The following is a 15468-nucleotide window of genomic DNA, read 5'->3' on the forward strand; positions in this document are numbered from 1 at the left end:
CTCGTCATCCTGTCGCGTTGTCGTCGTTCGGACCCGCAGGCCGGAGTCCGTCGTGCTGTCTGTCAGAAGCGACGATCGGGATCGTCCGTGCGATCGACGCCAGGGCGCGAGGCCGGGTTGCCGTCGATGCGGTCCTTGGTGTCGTCGACCGCGTCCTCGACCCGGTCGGCGGCGCGGTGCGCGACGTCCTTGGTCTTGTCCCACGCGCGCTCCACCGCGTTGCCCGCGCGGTCGGCCGCGTTCTCGACGCGGTCGCCGACGCCCGTCCCGCCGCCGTAGACGCCACCCGTCGTGCCGCGCGACGGATCGTCCGTGCGGTCGTAGCCCGGACGCGACGCGGGGTTGCCGTCGATGCGGTCCTTCGTGTCGTCCACGAAGTTCCCGACGCGGTCGGCCGTGCTGCCCGCCGCGTAGCCCGCCGCGCCGGCCATGCCGCCCATCGCGCCGAGCGCGCCGCCGGTGCGGCCCGCGTCGCCGAGCGCCGTGTCGCCGAGCGCGCGCGCGTCGCGGGCGATCATGGCGTCGCTCGTGGGCGTGTTGCTCATGCCGCTCGTGCTGCTCATGCCGCTCGTGCTGCTCGTGCCCATGCCGCTGGTGCCCGTCGCGCCGCCCGTGCGCATCGACGAGTCGGTGGCGTCGGGGCCCGGACGCGAGGCGGGGTTCCCGTCCATGCGGTCCTTCACGTCGTCGAGCGCGTTGCCGACGCGACGGCCCGCGTTCGTGAGCGCGTCGCCCACGCCGCCGCCGATCGACTCGCCCGTGCCGCCCATGCTGGCGTCGGCGTCGCGCGTGCCACCGAACGTCGCGCCCGAGGTGCGCCCGCGCTCGTAGGCGTGGCGCGCGTAGTCGCGCACCTCGTCCCACTGGCCGTGGCGCTGGCTGACGTCCGTCGACCAGCCGTGGCGCAGGTCGCCCTCGACCTCGTCGAAGCTGCGCGAGCTGTAGTCGGGATTGCGGCCCGCGAGGTGGCCGAGCTGGTACGCCGGGCGCACGTCGTCGTAGCTGCGCGACTCGCCGCGCACCGACGAGTCGAAGTGCGTGCGGTAGTACTCGTCGTCGTCGTTCGTGTGGTGGCTGGCCGCCTCGGAGATCGCGCGGCCCGCCCACCAGCCGCTCACCGCGCCCGCGATGCCGCCGATGATCGTGCCGATCGGCCCACCGAGCGAGCCGAGGGCCGCGCCCGTGAGCACGCCCGAGATGCCGCCCACCGCCTCGCCGATCTCGTCGCCCGGGTTCACGTCCGCGCGACGCACGTGGGGCGCGTCCGCGACCGGCGCATCGGCGCGCAGCGAGTCGCCGACGAGCGACTCGCTCGACGCGTTCGAATCGGGGACGCCGCTGCGATCGAGCCCACTCGCACGCAGGCGCTCCTCCCGCAGGCGCTCCTCGCGCATGCGATCGTTCAGGTCGTCCGCTGGATTCCGGTCCATGTGGTCCTCGCTTGGCGTCTCTGATGGCGGTCCATCCGCCTCGCTTCCGCTGCGCGGGACGCCGCGGCGCGCGACGGCGGAGCGTGCGCGCAGGGGGCAAGAAGGAGACCCGTCCCACTGCGCTCCAGTCCGCCGCCGCGCGCCACGCGCGGCGGGCGTGCCTACGCGTTCACGCGGTCAGTGATAGCCGCGGTCGCGATCGGGGCGGTTCGCGCTGTTCGCGTCGGTCTCCGGCAGCTCGCCGAGCGGCGGACGCGAATCCCGTGCGTCGTGCGCGTCGCTCGCCTCGCCGACCACGCTCTCGTCGTCGCGCCACGACATCGTGCCCGGCGCCGCGTAGTCCGTGCTCGGCCGGCCGGCGCGTGCGCGCGCCAGCTCGTCGGGATCCACCGCGCTGCCCGCGCTGCCGAACACCGACGTGTCGCGCCGGATGCCCGCGCCCTCGCTGCGCGCATGCCCGTAGGCGTCGCGCACGTACGCGCGCACGCTCTCCCAGGCGGGACCCTGCCGGCCGCGCAGGTTCGCGTCCCACGCGCGGCGCAGGTCGGGCTCCACGGTCGTGAACTCGCGGCCGCGCCACTCCGGGTTGTGCGCGGCGAGGTGGCCGAGCTGGTACGCCGGGCGCACCGTGTCGAAGCCGCGGTCGGTCGCCATGCCGCCCTCGAACAGCGCGCGGTAGTGCGCGTCGTGCGCGGCGTCGTACGTCACCTCGGTCGCGGCCTGTCCGCCGAACCAGCCGCCCAGGCCGCCCGCGACGGCGCCCACCAGCGCGCCGATGCCGAGGCCGATCGGGCCGAGCGCCATCGTCGCCAGCCCCGCCGTCGCGCCGGCGGCGGCGCCGGCCAGCGCGCCCGCGGGGCCGCTCGTGATCTCGACGCTGCGCTTCTCGTCCGCGTCCATCGGGCGCTCCGGCTCCGTGGGCGGCTCGTGCGGACGCGACGCGGCCGGGAACGAGGCGGTGTCGGCGAGCTGCGGGTGCTCGTCCCGGGCGTCGTGGGCGCCGCGCGACGTCGGATCGCGCGGGTCGGGCATGTCGGATGGCATCGCGTCCTCCCCAATGGGTTCCTGGCGCAGGGCGGCAAGTTCGGGGCCCTGCGCACACTTGACACCGCTCTGTCCGCCGCGCCGATTGGGCGCATGCGCGGTGCCAGTGCGGGGACTCCTTCCAGCGGCGCTCCGGCGCGCGCGGCCGGCACGACGACGGCCGACGCGGTCGCGGCTCGCGTGCGCATCGGCACGCAGGGGTGGAACTACGACGCGTGGGTGGGTCCGTTCTATCCGAGCGGCACGCGCGTCGGCGACTTCCTGTCGATGTACGCGCGCGCGTTCCGGACGGTGGAGGTCGACTCGACCTTCTACGCGATCCCGCCCGCGAAGACGGTGCGCGGCTGGGCCGAGCGGACGCCGGCGGACTTCTCGTTCGCGCTCAAGCTGCCGCAGGAGATCACGCACGAGCGGCGGCTGCGCGGCGACGACGCGGTGTCCGCGATGCAGCTCTTCTTCGACCGCGCACGCGAGCTGGGCCCGAAGCTCGGTCCCGTGCTGGTGCAGCTGGGCCCCGACTTCGGGCCCGCGGAGCTGCCCGCGCTCGTGCAGTTCCTCCCGCGACTCCCGGACGACGTGCCGGTCGCGATCGAGTTCCGGCAGCGCGGCTGGCTCACCGACGGCGTGCTCGCGCTGCTGGCCGAGCACCGCGTGGCGGTCGCGCTCACGGACGCGCGCTGGGTCCCGCGGCGGCAGATGCTCGCGCTGGCGGAGCGTCCCACGGCGGACTTCGCGTACGTGCGCTGGATGGGCCCCAACCGCGACATCGTGGACTACTCGCGCATCCAGGTGGACCGCACGCGCGAGCTGGAGGCGTGGGCGGCGGCGCTGCGCGCGCTCGCCGGCCGGCTGGACCGGGTGTGGGGCTACGTGAACAACCACTTCGCCGGCCACAGCCCGTCCAGCGCGCGCGACCTGCAGCGCATGCTCGGCCAGCGGCCAGTGCAGCCGGACGAACTCGGGGACCAGTTGGGACTATTCTGAGCGCGGGCCGCGTCACCGCGGGGAGCTGCGGACTGCGGATCGTGTTCCCCGGTGCCCTCGGCGACCGACGATGCACCAGGCCTGCACGAACTACGCATTTGGATGCGGATGCTCCGGATGAGCCGGATCAAACGGATCACTCCTCTGGACTGCGTGGGACGTCGCCGCCACGCGGAGCGATCCGCAGCATCCGTCTCGTCCGGAGGATCCGTAGCCCCTCGTTCGCCGACCAGCGACCGGCGCAGCAGACCCAGAGCTGCGCACGACATTGGACAGGATGACAGGATGGCGAAGAGGCTCCGCACCGGCGCTCGGGACGACGCGCCGCGTGGAGCCTCCTGGTCATCCTGTCCTCTTGTCCTCCGTTCGCTCGGGACGAGCGCGCATCGACTGACCACTCACCGGGGAGAGCGGGTCCCTCGCTCCGCTCGGGACGACACCCGAAGAGCGCGTGGAGGGGCGCGGGTCGAGGATCCGCAGCCCGCAGTTCGCAGCGTTTAGCTTTCGGACCATGTCCCGCCGCGCCCTCAGCCTCCTCGTCCTCTCGCTCGTCGTCGCCGCCGTGTGCGTGCGGCTCGGGTTCTGGCAGCTCGCGCGGCTCGGCGAGCGGCGCGCGCACAACGCCGCGGTGGCCGCGCGCATGCGCGAGGCGCCGGCGTCGGTCGACGCGCTGCCGGCCGACACGGGGCTCCACCACTACCGGCGCGTGGCGCTCGTCGGCGTCGCGGACTACGCGCGCGAGATCGTGCTCGTGAACCGCTCGCGCGACGGATCGCCGGGCGTGCACATCGTGACGCCCGTGCGTGTCGCCGGGCGCGACACCGCGGTGCTCGTGAGCCGCGGCTGGGTCTACTCCGCGAACGGCACCGACGTCGACCTCGCGCGCTGGCGCGAGGGAGACACCGTGCGCGTGGACGGCTTCGTCGAGCTGCCGTCGAGCCGTCCGGGGCCCGCGCGCCTCTCCGCCGCGCGCGACGTGCGCGCGTATCGGTGGCTGGACGCCACGGCGGTCGCGCGCGAGACGGGCTATCCGGTCACGCCGTACTACGTCGTCTGGACGCCGCCACCGGGCGAGGAGAAGCCGCCGCAGGACCGCCCGGTGCGCGTGCCGCCGCCCGCGCTCGACGAGGGCTCGCACTTCAGCTATGCGGTGCAGTGGTTCTCGTTCGCGACCGTGGCGCTCGTGGGGGGCGCGACGTTCGTGCGCGCCGACGCACGCCGCCGCAGTCCGCGGCCGCTCCCCGTCTGACGGTCCGCGCGGACCGGGGGATGCCCGCGCTACGCGGCGTCGCCCACCGCGCGACCGGCGCCACGCGCGGGGAGCTGGAGCAGCAGGACCGCCGCCGCGATCAGCGCGCCGCCGGCGAGCATCACGGGCGTCAGCGCCTGCCGCAGCACGACGGCGCCCAGCACGGCGGTCCAGAACGGCTCGACGGTGCTGACGATCGCCGTGCGCACCGGGCCGAGGCCGTGCAGCCCGCGCAGGAAGGCCTGAAACGCGATCACGGTGCAGAGGATCGCCAGCGTCAGCGCGGACGCCCACGCGGCCGGCGCGAGCTGCGCGGTGAGCGTGCCGTCGGCCAGCGCGCCCGCCGCGAACAGCGTCGCCGCGCCCGCGGTGACGTAGAGCGTCGCCAGCTCCGGCGTCGTCGCGCGCTGCAGGCCGCCCAGGTACGGGATGTAGATCGCGTAGAGCAGCGCGCTCGCCAGCGCGAGCAGCACGCCCGGCCACACGGTCGTGCCGCCGCCCGCCGACGGCGCGCCGACGATCAGGACGATGCCGCCGAGCGAGAGCGCGAGCGCCAGCACCTTGCGGCCGTCCACGCGCTCGGTGCCGCGCAGCGCCGCGAACAGCGCGACCCACGCGGGGAACGTGTAGAACAGGAAGCCGAGCGTCGCCGCGCCGATCCAGCGCAGCGACGAGAGGCTGAGGAACGCGACCGCCGCCTGGCCTGCACCCGCGACCAGCGCGCGCTGCACGGCGTGACGCCCGCCCACCGGCGTCGCGGACCGCGCGCGCGTGCGCCACGCGATGGGCAGCATCAGCGCGGCGGCCAGCCCGTAGCGCCAGAACAGCAGCGTCGGCAGCGACGTGCCCGCGCGCGTGGCGACGACCGTCAGGATGCTGATCGAGCCGAAGCAGCAGGCCGCGAACGCGACCAGCAGGCTCGCCGAGGCGTTCGACTTCGCGGCGTGCGGCGTGCCGCGCCCGTCGCCGCTCACAGCAGCGTGCCGCGCAGCACCAGCGCCGCCGCCAGGAAGTAGATCGCGAGCCCCGTCACGTCCACCAGCGTCGCCACGAACGGCGCCGACGCGCTCGCGGGGTCGAAGCCGATGCGGCGCAGCAGGAACGGCAGCATCGAGCCGGCGAGCGAGCCGAACGTCACCACGCCCATCACCGCGATGCCGACCGTCAGCGCGACGAGCTGGTAATGCGGCTGCGGACGCCACAGGCCCAGCCACTCCCACAGCAGCACGCGGAACACGCCGATGACGCCGAGGATGACGCCGAGCGTGAGCCCCGTGGGCAGCTCGCGCCGCGCGACCTTCCACCAGTCGCGCAGCCGCACCTCCTGCAGCGCCATCGCGCGAATCACCAGCGACGTCGCCTGCGAGCCGGAGTTGCCGCCCGAGCTGACGATGAGCGGGATGAAGAGCGTCAGCACGACGGCGACCTTCAGCTCGTCCTCGAACTGCTGCATCACCGTCGCGGTGAACAGCTCGCCCACGAACAGCGCGGCCAGCCAGCCCACGCGCTTGCGGATCATCGTCCAGAAGCTGGCGGCGAGGTACGGCTCGTCGATCGCCTCCATGCCGCCGAGCTTCTGGACGTCCTCGGTCTGCTCCTCCTCGATGACGCCGATGACGTCGTCGACCGTCACGACGCCGAGGAGCCGCCGCTCGGCGTCGACGACGGGGACGGCGACGAAGCCGTAGTTCGACGTCAGGCGCGCGACCTCCTCCTGCTCGGCCGTCGGCGCGACCGTCACGACCTCGCTCCATGCCAGGTCCGCGATGCGCGCGCCCTCGGGCGCGGCGAGCAGCTCGCGCAGCGACAGCACGCCGCGCAGCCGCCCCGCCTCGTCGGTCGTGTAGACCGTGTACATCGCCTCGCGCCGCTCGGCGCGCGCCATCGCGCGCACGCGCTGCAGCGCCTCCTCCACCGTCAGCGCCTCGGGCACCGAGACGAACTCGGTGGTCATCAGGCCGCCGGCCGAATACGGCTCGTAGGCCAGCAGGCGCTCGGTCTCCTCGCGCGCCTCGCGCGGGATCTGCTCGAGGATCTCCTCGGCCCGCTCCTCGTTCTCCTCGGCCAGCGCCTCGAGCACGTCGGCGCGGTCGTCGGGCGTCATCTGCGTGACGAGCTCCGCGGCCTGCCGCGTGCTCATCGCCTCCAAGACGTCCGAGCGCAGCTCGTCGTTCAGGTACTCGAGGACGTCGGCGGCGCGCGCGGCCGGCAGCGCGCTCAGGAACTCCGCGACGCGCTCCTTGGGCAGCGCCTCGGCCACGTCGGCGAGGTCGGCCGGGTGCACCTCCTCGACCTCCAGCGCGACGTTCTCCGGCTCCTCGTCGAGCATCACGAGGATGTCCGGCGCGAGCAGCGCCGCCACGCTGTGCGTGGCGTCGCGTCCGTCGGACGGGTGCGGTGGCGTCATCCGGACGTCCTCGCGGGGCCGGCGGCCCGGTCGGCGTGGGGCGGGGGAGCGCGCTCCATCGCGGACTGGAAACCGGGCGGCGCGGCGAGGGCGCGGCCGCGGCGCTCGCGGCGTGCGGACGGAGGCGGGAGCGCGGGGCAAGCTAACCGGCCCCGGGAGCGGTCGGAACCGCGAGGCCGCGATGCGGCGACGACGCGCCCGCTACAGCGTCGGCAGCCGCCGCTCCTCGCGCACCGCGACCAGCGCGCAGCCGGCCAGCGCCACCGCGTCGGCGAGCATCGCCTCGGTCACGGTGCCGTCGTGCTCCACCGTCGCGCCGCCCATCACGACCTCCGCGCGCGACACGCCCGGCACGCCCGCGAACGCGGTGTAGACCGCCCGCACGGCGTGGACGGCGGTCATGCCGCTGATGGTGAGGTGGGCGACGCGCACGCGGCGAAGCCTAGGCGGTCCGCCATCCGGCCCGCCAGTCGCGGCACGGGGTCGTTCTCCCCATGTCCGACCCGCCGCGCGGCCGCAGCTTGCCGGCGTCCCGACGTCCGGCACCCACGTCCGACCCGATCCGGAGCGCTCCGATGCCCGCCTCGCCGATCCGCCGCGCGCTGCGCGTCGCCGCCGTCGCCCTGCCGCTGCTGCTCCCCGCGACCGTGCGCGCACAGGGGCCCGCGGCGCGCGGGACCGCGGGCGACGACTCGGTCGCCGCGCGCCTGCGTGCGGCCGTGGCGCCCATCGAGACGCCGCGCGCGCGCGTGTGGGTCGAGCCGGGCGCGCTGACGGATGCGCAGGCGCGCGACTTCGCCGCGCAGTTCACCGTCGGCGTCGACGCCATCGAGCGCACCCTCGGCCGCACGCTCGACCGGGCGCGCTACGGCACCGACCGCATCGACGTCTTCGTCGCCGCGGGGATCGGCGCGTCGCACGTCTACGCCGGCTACGCGCACATGCGCCACACGAAGCCGTGGCTCTACCTCGACGCGGCGCGCGTGCGCACGGGCGCCGCGCCGTACCTGCACGAGACCACGCACCTCGTCGCCTGGCGCTTCGGCTCGCACTCGCTGCGCGAGGGGCTCGCGTCGTGGGTCGAGTCCACCGTCAGCGCGCGCGGCGAGGGCGAGCACTCGCAGCTCTTCGGCGTCCGCGACGTCGCGTCGGCGGACCGCCTGGCGCTGGCGGCGGTCACCACGGTCGACGGCGAGGCGGCGCTGCGCGCGGTGGGCCGCCCGGGCGCCGCCGACGCCGCCATCACCGCCGGCCCGCCCGACGCGCGCGCGGCCTACTACGTCCTCTCGCAGTCGTTCGCACGGCACCTGGTCGAGCGCGTCGGCCTGGCGACCACGCTGGCGCTGATGGAGTCCGACGCCGCCGACGCGTACGAGCGCCTCACGAGCCGCTCGCTCGACGCGTGGCGCGCGGACTGGCTGGCCGCCATCGGCGGCGGTCCGTCCGCGCGCGGCTCCGACCGCTGACCATCGCGGCATCACACCCACTCTCGTCTTCCTGGAGCGCTTCCATGTCCGTCTCGCCTCTCCGCCGCGCCTGGAGCACGGCGCTCGTCGCCATGCTCGCGCTGCACGCCGCGCCCATCGCCGCCTCCGCCACCACCGTCGCGCGCGAGTGCCCGACCAACGTCTCGATGGACGAGCGCGCCCTCTGCTTCCTCGGCACGCCGGCGGGCAGGCGGGCGCTCGCGACCGTCGGCGAGGCCGCAGCGGGGGACCTCGAGACGCGGAAGGCCCACGCCGCGCTCACGCCGTCGTTCGCGCGCTACGTGATCCGCACCGCGGGCCTGGCGAAGGCGCAGCCCGCGCTCGAGGGCGCGTCGAAGGAGGCGTTCGCGAAGCACACGGGCCGGTCGCTGGCCGAGTGGCGCGCGGACTGGGTCGCGGCCATCGGTGGCGCTCCCTCCGCCGGCGGCTGACCGGCACCCGGCGAGGGGCGGGCGCGCTTAGCTTTGCGAGGACCGCGGTCGGAAACACCGTCGGCCGCCTCCGCACTCGCCCCTCCCGGTCTCTCATGCGTGTCTCGTTTCTCGGCCTCGGCGCCATCGGGCTGCCGATGGCCCGCCACCTCGCCGCGCCGTTCGCGCTGACGGTCTGGAACCGGACGGCCGCCAAGGCCGCCGCGTTCGCCGCCACGCACGTCGGCACGCGCCACGCGGCGACGCCCGCCGACGCGGCGCGCGGCGCCGACGTCGTCATCACCTGCCTGCCGTCGTCGCACGAGGTCGAGGCGCTGCTCGACGGCCCGGACGGGGTGCTCGCGGGGCTCGCCGCGGGCGCGCTGCTGATCGACTGCACCTCGGGCGATCCCGCGACGTCGCGCCGCATCGCCGCGCGGCTAGCCGAGCGCGACGTCGCGTTCCTCGACGCGCCGGTGAGCGGCGGCGTGGTGGGCGCGGAGAGGGGCGCGCTCTCGGTGATGGTCGGCGGCGACGCGGCCACGCTGGAGCGCGCGCGCCCCGTGCTGCAGGCGTTCGGCGAGCGCATCGTCCACTGCGGCGCGGTGGGCGCGGGCGACGCGGTGAAGGCGATCAACAACGCGCTCCTCGCGATGCACATCTGGGCCACCGGCGAGGGGCTGGCGATGCTGACGAAGGCGGGCGTCGATCCCGCCGTCGCGCTCGACGTCGTGAACGCGTCCAGCGGCCGCTCGAACGCCAGCATGAACCTGTTCCCCGAGCGCGTGCTGACGCGCGCGTTCCCGCGCACCTTCCGCCTCGCGCTGCTGGACAAGGACGTCGGCATCGCGGCCGAGGTGGCGCGCGAGCAGCGCACGCCCGCGCCGCTGCTGCAGCTGACCGCGGAGCTGTTCCGCCTCGCGCACCACGAGCTGGGCGAGGTGGCGGACCACGTCGAGGCGGTGCAGCTGATCGAGCGCTGGGCGGGCACGACGATCGCGCCGCACCGCGCGGCCGCGCCGAAGCCCACGCCCGCGCCGGCGCACGTCGACGCGCAGGAGGCCCAGGACGCGCGCGAGGCGGCCGAGGCGACGCTGGAGCAGCCGCTGTGACCGCCGTGACCACGGCCGCGACGCCCGACGCCGCGCTCGACCTCGCCGCGGTGCGCGCCGCGTTCCCCGCGCTCGCCCGCACACACGGCGGCCAGCCGGTCGCGTACTTCGACGGGCCGGGCGGCACGCAGGTGCCCCGCAGCGTCGCCGACGCGATGCACGACTACCTGCTGCACCACAACGCGAACACGCACTGGGCGTATCCGACCAGCGCCGAGACGGATGCGATCATCGACGGCGCGCGCGAGGCGGTCGCGGACCTCCTCGGTGGCGCGCCGAACGAGATCGTCTTCGGCCACAACATGACGACGCTCGCCTTCCACCTCGCGCGGGCCCTGCACCGCGGCGGCGGCGACGTCGCGCCGTTCGGGTCGGGCGACGAGATCGTCGTCACGGAGCTCGACCACCACGGCAACGTCGCGCCCTGGTGCGCGCTGGCGCGGGAGTGCGGCGGCACGGTGCGCGTGGCGCGGATGGACACCGCGACCGGCACGCTCGATTGGGACCACCTCGCTTCGCTCCTCGGCCCGCGGACGCGGCTGCTCGCGATCGGCGCGGCGTCCAACGCGCTCGGCACCATCACGGACGTCGCCCGCGCCGCGGCGATGGCGCGCGCGGTGGGCGCGCTGACCTTCGTGGACGGCGTGCACGCGGTGCCGCACGTCCCGTTCGACGTGCGCGCGCTCGCCGACGCGGGCGTGGGCTTCGTCGGCTGCTCGTCGTACAAGTTCTACGGGCCGCATGCCGGCATCCTGTGGGGCCGCGCGGACCTGCTGGCATCGCTCGACGTGCCGAAGCTCGATCCCGCGCCCGAGACCGCGCCCGAGCGCTTCGAGACCGGCACGCAGAACCACGAGGGCATCGCCGGCATCGCTGCCACGGTGGATTTCCTCGCGTCCCTCGGCGACGACGCGGGCGTGGCGTCGGGCACGCGGCGCGAGCGGTTGGCGCGCGCCTTCGCGCGGCTGCACGCCGCGGGGCAGGGGCTGGTCGCGCTCCTGTGGGACGGGCTCCGCGCGATCCCCGGCGTCGCCGTCTACGGCCCGCCGCCGGGAACCGCGCGCACGCCGACGGTGTCCTTCACGGTCGCGGGGCACCGCTCGCGCGACGTCGCCATCGCGCTCGCGGCGCGCGGCGTGTTCGTGTCGCACGGCGACTTCTACGCGCAGACCGTGGCGGAGCGCTACGGCGTGGGCGACGAGGGCTTCGTGCGCGCGGGCTGCGCCGCCTACACGACGCGCGCCGAGGTCGAGCGGCTCGTGGCCGGCGTCGCGGCGCTCGTCCGCTCCTGACCACGATTCAGCCCCGGTCCACCGCGGCCGGGCGCGGGACGATGTAGCCTTCCGGTCGATCCGCACGCCCCCCACATCCCGATCCATGCCTCTCTCGTTCCGCCACGCGCTCGCCGCGCTGCCGCTGTGCGCGCTCCCCCTGGCCGCGCAGGCGCCCGCGACGCCACGCGTCACCAAGGACGCGCCGGCGAGGTCCGCGCAGGCCGAGCTGCCGCTCAAGCACGCGCCGCGGCCGACGACGGCGGCGATCACGCCCGCGGACCTGATGACGCGTGTCTACCTCTACGCGGACGACTCGCTGATGGGGCGACAGGTCGGCAGCGTCCACAACGACCGCGCGACCGACTACATCGCCGGCGAGCTGCGTCGCCTCGGCCTCGAGCCGGCGGGCGAGAACGGCACGTACTTCCAGAGCGCCGTCGAGCGCCGCGCGCTCGTCGCCGGCAGCGCGTTCGGCGCCGAGGGCGCGCCGCTCACGCTCGGCAGCGACTTCGTGCCGCGCGATCCGATCGCCGCCATCCGCCCGTTCGACGGGCTGCCCATCGTCTACGCGGGCACGTGGGGCGACGCGGCGCTGCTCGCGGGCGACGCGGTGGCGGGCAAGGTCGTCGTCGTCTCCACGCCGCTCGACGCTGCGGGGCGTCCGACCTGGAACAACCTGCGCATCCCGATCGTGCAGCGCTTCGCGAATGCGGCGGCGATCGCGGTGGCGGGGCTCGACGGCATCCCGCCGGCGTTCACGGCGCAGCTGATGGAGCCCGCGGTCGGCGTGCGCGGGATGGCCGCCGGACCGCGGCCGAGCGCGAACGCGCAGCCGGCGTTCGTGTGGGTGACGCGCGACGCGGCGGCCACGCTCCTGGGCACGCCGCTCGCCGGCGCCACGCCGGGCGCGCAGGGCCGCATCGCGCGCGGCAGCATCGCGTTCGAGACGCAGCCGGCGCCCGGCCGCAACGTCGTCGCGATCCTGCGCGGCTCCGATCCGGTGCTGCGCAACACCTTCGTCGCGATCGGCGCGCACAACGATCACGTCGGCTTCGATCACGAGCCGGTGGACCACGACTCGCTGCGCACGGTGCTCACCGTGACGCGTCCCGGCGGCGCCGACAGCCCGGAGCGTCCGGTGACCGCCGAGGAGGCCACGCGCATCCGCCGCATGATCGACAGCCTGCGCGCGCTGCGTCCCGCGCGCCAGGACTCGATCTACAACGGCGCGGACGACGACGGCTCCGGCTCGATGGCGCTGCTCGAGATCGCGGAGAGCGTCGCGGCCGCGCGCGTGAAGCCCAAGCGCTCGCTCCTGTTCGTGTGGCACACGGGCGAGGAGGCGGGGCTGTTCGGCGCGCAGTACTTCACCGACCACCCGACCGTGTCGCGCGACTCGATCGTCGCGCAGCTGAACGTCGACATGATCGGGCGCGGCAGCGCGAGCGACCTGCAGGAGGGCGGCCCGGCGTACGTGCAGCTCATCGGCTCCAAGCGCCTGTCGACCGAGCTGGGCGCGCTCGTCGAGTCGGTCGGCAGCGCGGCGCGCCCGACACCGTTCCGCTTCGACTACACCTACGATGCGAACGGGCACCCCGAGCAGTACTACTGCCGCAGCGACCACTACATGTACGCGCGCTACGGCATCCCGGTCGTGTTCTTCTCGACGGGCGGCCACCGCGACTACCACATGGTGACCGACGAGCCGCAGTACCTCGACTATCCCAAGTACGCGGCGGTGACGCAGCTGATCCACGACGTCGCGCTGCGCGTCGCGAGCCTCGACCACCGGCCGGCGCTCAGCGCGCCGAAGCCCGACCCGCGCGGGCAGTGCGTGCAGTGAGTCGGGAGTGACTCAGATCGAGGGGGCGCGGCTCGCGAGCTGCGCCCCCTCGACGCACGTGGCGCCGAGCTGGCCGACGAGCGCGCGGGCGGCACCGGCGAGCGCCGGCGCGAGCGCACCGTCCCGCAGCACGCCGCAGTAGGCGACGCGCGCCCGCGCCGTGTCGCCCTCGAGCTGGCGCAGGCGGCCGTCCACGTACGCGGCGGCCGTGCGCGCGTCGCTTCCGCGCACCGGCAGCGGCGTCGCGGCGCGTGCGGGCGCTGCGTCGCCCGACGACGCGACCACTGCTGACGGCGCTGCGGCCGGCGCGGGCGCGAGCCGGCGCATGCCCGAGCGCCACTTGTCCAGCAGGTAGCCGCCGAACGACGGCGCCAGCACGTTGTGCACGACGCCCTGCGCGGTGCGCCCGTAGATCTCCGCGAGGCCCGCGCGCACGCTCGCCGGCGCGGCGTCGCCGATGCGCGCGTGCGCGAGCACGTGCGGCACGCCGCGCGCGTCGAGCGCCAGCACCGTGACCGCGTCGCCCCAGACGTCGAAGTACAGCCACCGCCGCTCGCGCGCCGACCACACGCGCCCGAACGAGTGGCCGCCCGTCGGCTCGCGCCCCGCGACGCCGACGAGCTCCGCGCCGCCGAAGACGGGCGCCAGCGCGATCGCCGCCGTGCCGTTCACCTGATCGCACCAGCCGAGGCCCGCCAGCGCCACCGGCCAGTCCGCGGCCGCGTGCGCGACCTGCCACTGCGTGACCAGCGCGCGGCGCAGCGGCATCAGCACGGTCATGATGCGCGTCGCGTCGTCGGCGTCGGCCGGCTCCGGGTGCGCGGCGCGCAGCCGCTCCATCGCCGCGTACTGCACGGCCATCGCGGTCGTGTGCGCGGCCAGCGCGCGCATGCGCGCGAACGTGCCGGCGTCGGGTGCGGGATGCGGATCGAGCCAGCCGGGGCTCGTGCGCGCGACCGCGCGCAGCGCGGGCCAGAGCAGCGGCGTGCGTCCGATGGACGCGAGCGTGCCGAGAACGAGCGTGCCGGTCGCGGCGAGCGCGAGGGCGAGACGGCGCGTGCGGGTGGTTCGGATCGATCGCAAGGCGGGCGGTCGGTCGCACTCGTGCGCGCGAACGCCGGACGTGCGGGAGGGAACGTGACGACGGGTGGGCATCGTCGCCCACCCGTCGCATGCGCACGCACGACGACCGGTCGATTCCACCGGTCACCTCTGACACGCGTGTCACCGAATGACACGCGTGCCATGCGCCTCCCTCAGTCGATCGGCTTCAGGTTCGCGAGGATGGCCTCGCGGCGCGGCTCGAGGAACGGCGCCAGCACCACCTTCTCGCCGAGCGTCGCGGGATCCTCGTCGACCGCGAAGCCGGGGCCGTCGGTCGCGATCTCGAACAGCACGCCGTTCGGCTCGCGCAGGTACAGGGAGCGGAACCAGTAGCGATCGACCTCGCCGCTGTTCGGCACGCCCATCGTGTTCAGCCGCTCGGCCCACGCCTCGTAGTCGGCGTCGGGGCTGCGGAACGCGACGTGGTGCACGCCGCCGGCGCCCGGAGACGCAGCCGGGAGGTTCGGCTGCACCGCGACGTGCAGCTCCGCATGGGGGCCACCCGCGCCCATCTCGTACACGTGCACGGTGTGGCGCGCGTTGTCGGGGTGCGGGTAGTCGCGCACGCGGCGCATGTTGAGCACCTGCTCCACCACGACGTCCGTCGGCTGCAGGCTCGGCACGCTCATCACGATCGGGCCCAGCCCGCGGATCTGGTGCTCGGGCGGCACGGGACTGCGCGTCCACGGCGTCGGCGGATCGCCCGCGCCGCCGTCGTCCACGAGCGCCAGCCGCTGGCCCTCGCGGTCGTCGAAGTCGAGCGTCGCGCGGCCGTCGCGCTGCACGATGCCGCCGTGCGCGATGCCGTGCTCCGTGAGCCGGCGCGCCCAGTACTCCAGCGAGTCGCCACCCTGCACGCGCAGGTGGGTGCGCGTGATCGTGCGCGAGCCGCGCCGCTCGCGCGGCACCGACCAGTCGAAGAACGTCAGGTCCGTGCCCGGCGAGCCGACGGCGTCGGCGTAGAACAGGTGGTAGGCCGTGACGTCGTCCTGGTTCACGCTCCGCTTCACCAGCCGCATGCCCATCACGTCGGTGTAGAAGCGGAAGTTCTCGCGGATGCTGGCCGAGACGGCCGTCAGGTGGTGGATGCCGGTCAGTTGCATGGAAGGACTCCGATTGAATGC

The 15468-nt window shown here is 75.1% G+C and carries 14 protein-coding genes; 7 read left to right on the forward strand and 7 right to left on the reverse strand.

The features are described from left to right. Positions 1 to 62 precede the first annotated feature (62 nt). Together rosag_RS03760 and rosag_RS03765 are read right to left on the reverse strand one after the other, a co-directional pair. Positions 63 to 1430, reverse strand: a complete 1368-nt coding sequence (locus rosag_RS03760; RefSeq protein WP_284348696.1) for a hypothetical protein — start codon at positions 1428 to 1430, stop codon at positions 63 to 65. Between the two features lie 177 nt (positions 1431 to 1607). Then, positions 1608 to 2474 carry a hypothetical protein gene (locus tag rosag_RS03765; protein ID WP_284348697.1) on the reverse strand — a complete coding sequence of 289 codons (867 nt, stop codon included), beginning with the start codon at positions 2472 to 2474 and terminating at the stop codon, positions 1608 to 1610. A 93-nt stretch (positions 2475 to 2567) separates the two neighbouring features. Here rosag_RS03765 and rosag_RS03770 point away from each other — a divergent pair, with 93 nt between their 5' ends. Together rosag_RS03770 and rosag_RS03775 are read left to right on the forward strand one after the other, a co-directional pair. Next, positions 2568 to 3458 (forward strand): DUF72 domain-containing protein, encoded by an 891-nt coding sequence (locus rosag_RS03770; RefSeq protein ID WP_284348698.1) that lies wholly within the window; start codon positions 2568 to 2570, stop codon positions 3456 to 3458. 511 nt (positions 3459 to 3969) lie between these two features. Next, on the forward strand, positions 3970 to 4707 hold the full coding sequence (locus rosag_RS03775; protein WP_284348699.1) for an SURF1 family protein: 738 nt from the start codon (positions 3970 to 3972) through the stop codon (positions 4705 to 4707). 29 nt (positions 4708 to 4736) lie between these two features. Here the strand turns inward: rosag_RS03775 and rosag_RS03780 are convergent, their stop codons facing one another. The 3 genes from rosag_RS03780 to rosag_RS03790 form a co-directional block, all read right to left on the reverse strand. Beyond that, positions 4737 to 5681 (reverse strand): DMT family transporter, encoded by a 945-nt coding sequence (locus rosag_RS03780; protein WP_284348700.1) that lies wholly within the window; start codon positions 5679 to 5681, stop codon positions 4737 to 4739. Continuing rightward, the gene (mgtE, locus tag rosag_RS03785; protein WP_425607473.1) at positions 5678 to 7036 is read right to left on the reverse strand and encodes a magnesium transporter; all 1359 of its coding nucleotides are present in this window, start codon (positions 7034 to 7036) and stop codon (positions 5678 to 5680) included. The genes rosag_RS03780 and mgtE overlap by 4 nt, the downstream gene beginning before the upstream one ends. Before the next feature lie 279 nt (positions 7037 to 7315). Further along, a complete protein-coding gene (locus rosag_RS03790) occupies positions 7316 to 7546 on the reverse strand; it encodes a heavy-metal-associated domain-containing protein (RefSeq protein ID WP_284348702.1) in 231 nt (76 codons plus the stop codon). Between the two features lie 143 nt (positions 7547 to 7689). On the opposite strand from rosag_RS03790, the gene rosag_RS03795 reads away from it, so the two are divergent. From rosag_RS03795 to rosag_RS03815, 5 genes are all read left to right on the forward strand, one after another. Beyond that, entirely contained in the window at positions 7690 to 8580 is an 891-nt protein-coding gene (locus rosag_RS03795; RefSeq protein WP_284348703.1) for a hypothetical protein, read from the forward strand. 44 nt (positions 8581 to 8624) lie between these two features. Next, positions 8625 to 9032: a hypothetical protein gene (locus rosag_RS03800; protein ID WP_284348704.1), complete on the forward strand. Its 408-nt coding sequence runs from the start codon at positions 8625 to 8627 to the stop codon at positions 9030 to 9032. Between the two features lie 95 nt (positions 9033 to 9127). Next, complete coding sequence (locus rosag_RS03805) at positions 9128 to 10123, forward strand: NAD(P)-dependent oxidoreductase (RefSeq protein ID WP_284348705.1); 996 nt, start codon at positions 9128 to 9130, stop codon at positions 10121 to 10123. A gap of 5 nt (positions 10124 to 10128) precedes the next feature. Further along, a complete protein-coding gene (locus rosag_RS03810) occupies positions 10129 to 11415 on the forward strand; it encodes a cysteine desulfurase-like protein (protein WP_284348706.1) in 1287 nt (428 codons plus the stop codon). An 85-nt stretch (positions 11416 to 11500) separates the two neighbouring features. Further along, the gene (locus rosag_RS03815) at positions 11501 to 13240 is read left to right on the forward strand and encodes a M28 family peptidase (RefSeq protein ID WP_284348707.1); all 1740 of its coding nucleotides are present in this window, start codon (positions 11501 to 11503) and stop codon (positions 13238 to 13240) included. A 12-nt stretch (positions 13241 to 13252) separates the two neighbouring features. Here rosag_RS03815 and rosag_RS03820 read toward each other — a convergent pair whose 3' ends face one another. Together rosag_RS03820 and rosag_RS03825 are read right to left on the reverse strand one after the other, a co-directional pair. Continuing rightward, entirely contained in the window at positions 13253 to 14323 is a 1071-nt protein-coding gene (locus rosag_RS03820; RefSeq protein ID WP_284348708.1) for a hypothetical protein, read from the reverse strand. A gap of 173 nt (positions 14324 to 14496) precedes the next feature. Beyond that, positions 14497 to 15447: a ring-cleaving dioxygenase gene (locus tag rosag_RS03825; protein ID WP_284348709.1), complete on the reverse strand. Its 951-nt coding sequence runs from the start codon at positions 15445 to 15447 to the stop codon at positions 14497 to 14499. Between the last annotated feature and the right edge of the window lie 21 nt (positions 15448 to 15468).

Source organism: Roseisolibacter agri, assembly GCF_030159095.1.
Lineage (GTDB): Bacteria > Gemmatimonadota > Gemmatimonadetes > Gemmatimonadales > Gemmatimonadaceae > Roseisolibacter > Roseisolibacter agri.